Raw genomic sequence first — 6,109 nt, forward strand, 5'->3', positions numbered from 1 at the left:
TATCCGGCACTCCCTCCAGCGAGCGGTCGACGGTGATCAGCGGCGTAGCGTCGAGTCCGCCGTCCGCGAGCAGGTGGCAGGCGTCGCGGACCGCCTCCGGGGTGAAGTGAAAAACGCCCTTCAGGGTGATCTGGTCATAGTGGAGCCTGGTGGTGTCGTAGGTAACCGTCGTGCCGCCGGGGCACCCTCCGAAAAGCACGACACAGCCGCCCCTGCTGACCATGGTAACGGCTTCTTCCCAGACGGCCGGCAGCCCCGTGCATTCGAAGACGATAGGCGAGCCTTGGCCCCCTGTGGCTTCCAGCACCGCCTCGGTGGCATTCGCCCTGGCGCTATCGATGACGAGGTCCGCCCCGACCTTCTCCGCCATCTCGAGACGGTAGTCGTGCCGCCCCGAGACGATCACCTGCTTCACGCCCATTTCCTTCAGCACCATGACGTGCAACAGCCCGATGGCACCGGCGCCGATGACGACCGCCGAGTCAACGGATGCAACGGGCGCCTGGCTTATGCCGTAGACCACGCAGGAAAGCGGCTCCAGCATGGCCGCCTCGCGATAGCCCAGTTCATCGGGCTTGGGGTACATGTTCGCGTCGACTACTGCGGCGGGCACCCTCAGGTACTCGGCGTAGGCGCCCAGAGCCATCGTTCTCGTCAAGTCCGGGCACAGGTTCTGGAGTGATCGCCTGCAGTACACGCATTCCCGGCAGGGTGCCGTGTGTACGGACATGACGGGCTGCCCGACGGAGAACCGTTCCACCCTGTTTCCTTTGTCGACGACCACGCCGGAAAACTCGTGGCCGAACAGGGTCGGAGGCGGCATAAGATGATGCCCTCTCCTGTAGGCTTTCAGATCGGTCCCGCAGGTCAGGGCGGATCTCACCTGCACGACCACGTCGTCCGGTCCCGCGACGGGCTTGTCGACGTCGTCGCGGGTCTCTATCCGTCCGGGTTCCACGAGTACACATGCGCGCATCGGTGCGTATCCGATCAGTGCGTATCCAAAAGCGTATCCAAAACGGCCGCTTCAAAAAAATGGAACGGTTCTGCCTTACCGGCTGGAACGGCCTGCCTTGCCGATTGGAACGGGTCTGCCTTATCGGATATGACGACCAGACCACGGTCCGGGTTTCACGGACGCCTATTATACGTCCATGGCCGCGCCAGCGCAAGGACAGGCGCACGGCCGGCGCCAAAACGGATACTCATGCGGGTGATTTGTATTGACACCCCGTTGCCCGCCCGGTATCGTTTTTTCATGCTCATCTTCGACGGCGACTACCCCATGGCGTATAGCGGGATCGAACGCAACAGGGACGTCACCCTTCCGCTGGCGGATGTGCGCGACGCCGGGGATCCGGGCAACGTCGCCTTCGCCTGCCTGCCCGAGATGCGCCGGGGCCGGGTCGCGGCCGCCCTGATGAAGTTCACCGTGCGCCGCAAGCGGGAAAACAGCATACTGGACGGTCTCCGCGGCAGCGCGGCGGTCTATGGGGCGGCCCGCGGTCAGTTGGCCTATTATCACATACTGGCGGAACAGGGCGAAGGCGTCGTGCTTTCCGGCGGACAGGCCCTGGCTACACATATGTCAGTCTGGGAAGAGGCGGAGGATACCCATAGGCTTCCCGTGGGTTTCATCCTCGGCATGGAGGGCGCCGATCCCATTCTCTGGCCCGAACAAGTACACGAATGGTTCGAGGTGGGTGTCCGCGTGGTGAGCCTGACCCACTACGGTCCGAGCACCTATGCCCACGGTACGGGTTCCACGGGCGGTCTGTTCCCGCCCGCCAGGGAGTTGCTCCGCGAGATGTCTGCCTGCGGCATGCTGCTCGATCTGACACACATATCGGACGAAAGTTTCTTCGAGGCCGTGGACCTGTATGAAGGTCCGGTCCTGGCCAGTCACCAGAACTGCCGAGCCCTCGTCCCCGGCCAGCGCCAGTTCTCCGACGAACAGCTCAGAATCGTCATCGAACGGGGCGGCGTCATCGGCGCGTCCATGGACACCTGGATGCTCTGCCCCTGGTACACCCTCGACTGGTCGAACACCGGGGGATACAACCGCCGGGACCATTTCCGGCGCGAGGACATTGGCCTTTCCCACGTGGCCGATCACATCGATCACGTGTGCCAGTTGGCCGGCAACGCCGATCATGCGGCAATCGGCGGTGACACCGACGGGCAGGGCGGCATCGACGGGGCGCCCTCCGAAATCGACTCGATCGCCGATTACCAGTTGCTGGTTCCCATCCTCGAGGAGCGGGGATACGCCCGGGAAGACATCGAGAAGGTCATGTACAGGAACTGGGTGAGGTTTTATACGGACCACCTGCCGAAGGGCGGTTGACGGACTGTCCACCGCGGAACTGCTGACGAAACACCCGCCGTAGAACGGCTGACGGACCATTTGCCGCGAAACTACTGACGGACCACCTGCCGCGAAATTACTGGCGGACCACCTCGGGGCTTTGTCATACACATGCTCACGCTCACGAAATGTCTGATTCGTCTACGCTATGTCCTGCCAGCGCTGTCCTTCGTATATCTGAATGGATGCGGCGATGGCGAGAACGTCCAGCAGCCTGATGGCCAGACCCGGGTCAATTCCATAGGCCGTCAGTTGCCGGACGACGCGGCCCCGCCGGACCGGCAGAAATTCCGCTACATGTTTCGCGAGCCTTCCACCCTGGACATCAGCGTGGCGGCCTACGAAGCCGACGGCACGTACTTTGCCTTCGAGCGTCTGGTGCTGCTGGACGAAAACAACGAACTCGTCCCGGCGGCGGCGGACCGCTGGGAATCTTCGGAAGACGGCCGGACATGGACCTTCCATCTCCGCGAAGGCGCGCGGTGGAGCGACGGCAGGGACGTCACGGCCCACGATTTCGAGTACTCCTTCCGCCGCATGCTGGATCCGGCCAGCGGGAACATTTACGCCTTTCTCTACTACGTGATCAAGAACGGGCGGGCCTTCAACCAGGGCGAACTCCAGGACGTGGAGCAGGTGGGCATCCGCGCGGTGGACGAACTCACCTTCGAAATCGAGACCGAGGGACCTTGTCCCTACCTGCCCTATATCGTTTCCTTCATCACATCGTCGCCCGTGCCGCGGTGGCAGGTGGAGAAGTTCGGCGCGAAGTGGACCGAACCGGGACACTGCGTGTCCAATTTCACCTACCGGCTGGCGGAATGGAATACGGGTTCCGACATGACCTTCGCCCTCGACCCGAATTACAACGGTCCTCACAAGGCGCTTCTCGAGGAAATCATCGTCAAGTTCATCGGCGCCCAGCGGCCGGGCACCTTGCCCTACGAAAACGGTGAGATCGACGCCTATCGCCTGGATCCCATCGACTACGAGCGGGTGCTTCAGGACAGCGACCTCGTGCAGGAGATTCACCGGATGCCGGAGTTCACCACGTGGTACCTGTTCTTCCAGACCCGGCAGCCTCCCTTCGACGACGCCCGGGTAAGGCGGGCTATCGCACACGCCATCGATCGATCTACGCTCAGCACGACCGTCCTCAACGACCTCGCCATCCCGGCGTACTCCATGCTCCCACCCGGCTTCCCGGGGTATTCGGCGGATCAGTTCAGGGCGTCCCAGGCGTACGATCCCGACGAGGCGCGGCGGCTGATGGCGGAAGCAGGCTATCCGGAGGGCCGCGGCTTCCCGAAGACGGAGTTCTGGCTTCGGGTGGCCGATACGGGCATCAACCGCATCGCGGGAGAAGCAGTGCAAGCCATGCTCCGGGAGACGCTGGGCATCGAACTCGAAATCAGGTACCAGCAGCGAAACGTTTTCAACGAGAACCTGTTCCAGTGGCAGATCCCCATGGGCATGCTGGTCTTTGTTTACGACTACCCGGACCCGTCCAACATGCTCGGCCTCCTCTGGCGGTCACAGCCCAGGGGGTATGCCCGCCACGACTGGCTGCACGCGGAATTCGACGGCCTGCTCGACCGGGCCAATACCCATATGGATCCCGCGGTCCGCTACGACCTGTACGCCCGGGCCGAGCGCATCCTGGCGGAGGAGGCGGGCGCCGTCTTTCTCTTCCATCCGGTGATCACGGAGTTGAGAAAACCCTATCTCCGGGGCGTCAAGCAGGACCGGGACGGCCGCGTGGTGCCGATCATATCGATTCAGACCGTGAACTTCACGGAAATGTACATCGCCCGCCACTGAATCACCGCGGGATGCATGGATAAGACCGACGAATTTCATGTCGCCCACCCCCGTTTCGCCACGAGATACCCGGATTCAAAGGACTCACTGCGTCCCGCCCATCACTGATTCGCCGCGATTCTCATGGACAAGACCGACGTATTGATCATCGGAGGCGGCGCGGTAGGTGTATGCGCCGCGTACTACCTGCGTGAGGCAGGCTACGAGGTCACTCTCGTGGATCGCGGGGAAATCGGGTCCGGCGCTTCCCACGGCAACATGGGGCTCGTCGTGCCCAGCCACAGCGTGCCGCTTGCGGCGCCGGGCGTCGTGCCGCAGGGCCTGAAGTGGATGTTCAAGCCGGACAGCCCCTTCTACATCAAGCTGCGACTGGACCCGTCGCTGGTCCGCTGGCTCTGGGCCTTCTGGAAGGCGAGCAGTGAAGACCGGATGCGCAGGGCCATTCCGCTGATCCGGGACATGAGTCTGCGCAGCCTCTCGCTTTTTGATAAGCTAAACAGTCTGGACGGCGTGGATTTCGACTATCATCAGCGGGGTGTAGTGGCTCTGTATCGTACGCGGGAGGGCCTGGAGGAAGGGGAAGAGGAACGGCACCTCCTCTCCTCGTACGGGCTTGAAATCGATGAACTTTCACCGGACGGTCTGGCTGAAGCGCTTCCGGGGCTGGAACTGAATGCGCTGGGCGGCCTGCACTTCAGGCAGGACGCCCACTTGACGCCAGGCAAGTTCGTGCGCTCATTAGCGGCCCACATAGAGCAGCTCGGCGTGACGGTGCATACCGGGGCGGAAGTAACGGGCTTCACGAAAGAAAAAGGACGCATCACGGCTACCCACACGACCCGGGGAGACATCGCGGCGGGAGAGGTGGTGCTCACGGCGGGTTCCTGGTCGGCCGACCTCGGCAGACTCGTCGGAGTCCCGCTGCCCATCCAGCCGGCAAAGGGGTACAGCGTTACCCTGAGACGGCCGTCCGGCTGGCCGGAAATGCCCTTCATGCTGTCCGAATCCCGGGTGGCCGTCACGCCCATGGGCGACACGCTGCGTATCGGAGGCACCCTGGAACTGGCCGGTATGGACCATACCATTAACCACCGGCGCGTTTCCGCCATTACCAGTGCCGTATCCAGGTATCTCCCGGCGTTCGATATCGGCTCCCATGAGATCCTGGAGACCTGGTGCGGGTTGCGTCCCTGCACGCCCGACGGTCTACCCTTTCTGGGCCGGGTCCCGGACGTCCGCAACCTGGTCGTGGCGGCCGGCCACGCCATGATCGGGGTATCCCTCGGTCCGGTGACCGGGAAGCTGGTCCGGCAGATCATGGCCGACGAACGGACCGACATCGACCTGGACCTCCTCGCGGTGGAACGGTTCGCCGCCTAGGTGAATATGCGTTATTCGATTCTATCGAGTTTCTCAGCCGGCCACCCCTTCAAGTAAACATGCGCGATTCAAATCCCGCGGGCACCTCGTCCGATCATCCTTTTTCAATCAGACCCCACGCCACCCTTGTACGGCTTTCCTTTCCCGTTCTGCTCTCGCTCATCGCGGAACCGCTTACCGGTCTCGTGGACACCGCCTTCATCAAGCGGCTCGGCGCCGAGTCCCTGGCCGCCCTCGGGGTCGGAGCAGTAGCTCTCTCGGGACTTTTCTGGGTCTTCAACTTCCTTGGGATCAGTACGCAGACCGAAGTAGCCCAGGCCGAGGGCGACAATGATCGTTCCCGGTCCGTTTCCATGAGCAGCCTGGGCATCATCATGAGCACGGCCTTCGGGCTGCTGATCATCGTCCTTGGCATTCCGCTCACCTCGTACCTGGCCACGCTGCTTGGGGCTTCGGGTGCGATACATGATGGGGCAGTGGACTACATCTTCTGGCGTTGGCTCGGCGCTCCAGCCATCCTGATCACGCTGACGGCCTGCG

5 protein-coding genes are annotated in these 6,109 nt (G+C 62.8%); 4 read left to right on the top strand and 1 reads right to left on the bottom strand.

The features are described 5' to 3' along the window. Nucleotides 1–976: zinc-binding dehydrogenase (locus OXG98_13010; protein ID MCY3772922.1), on the bottom strand; the 976-nt coding region annotated here is incomplete at its 3' end. A 282-nt stretch (nt 977–1,258) separates the two neighbouring features. On the opposite strand from OXG98_13010, the gene OXG98_13015 reads away from it, so the two are divergent. The 4 genes from OXG98_13015 to OXG98_13030 form a co-directional block, all read left to right on the top strand. Further along, entirely contained in the window at nt 1,259–2,347 is a 1,089-nt protein-coding gene (locus OXG98_13015) for a membrane dipeptidase (GenBank protein MCY3772923.1), read from the top strand. A 132-nt stretch (nt 2,348–2,479) separates the two neighbouring features. Beyond that, a complete protein-coding gene (locus OXG98_13020) occupies nt 2,480–4,189 on the top strand; it encodes a peptide ABC transporter substrate-binding protein (GenBank protein ID MCY3772924.1) in 1,710 nt (569 codons plus the stop codon). A 123-nt stretch (nt 4,190–4,312) separates the two neighbouring features. Next, complete coding sequence (locus OXG98_13025) at nt 4,313–5,569, top strand: FAD-dependent oxidoreductase (GenBank protein MCY3772925.1); 1,257 nt, start codon at nt 4,313–4,315, stop codon at nt 5,567–5,569. Nucleotides 5,570–5,628: 59 nt separating this feature from the next. Beyond that, nucleotides 5,629–6,109 (top strand): MATE family efflux transporter (locus tag OXG98_13030; GenBank protein ID MCY3772926.1); only part of this gene is annotated, 481 nt, incomplete at its 3' end.

This window comes from Gemmatimonadota bacterium, from assembly GCA_026706345.1.
Taxonomy (GTDB): Bacteria; JAAXHH01; JAAXHH01; order JAAXHH01; family JAAXHH01; genus JAAXHH01.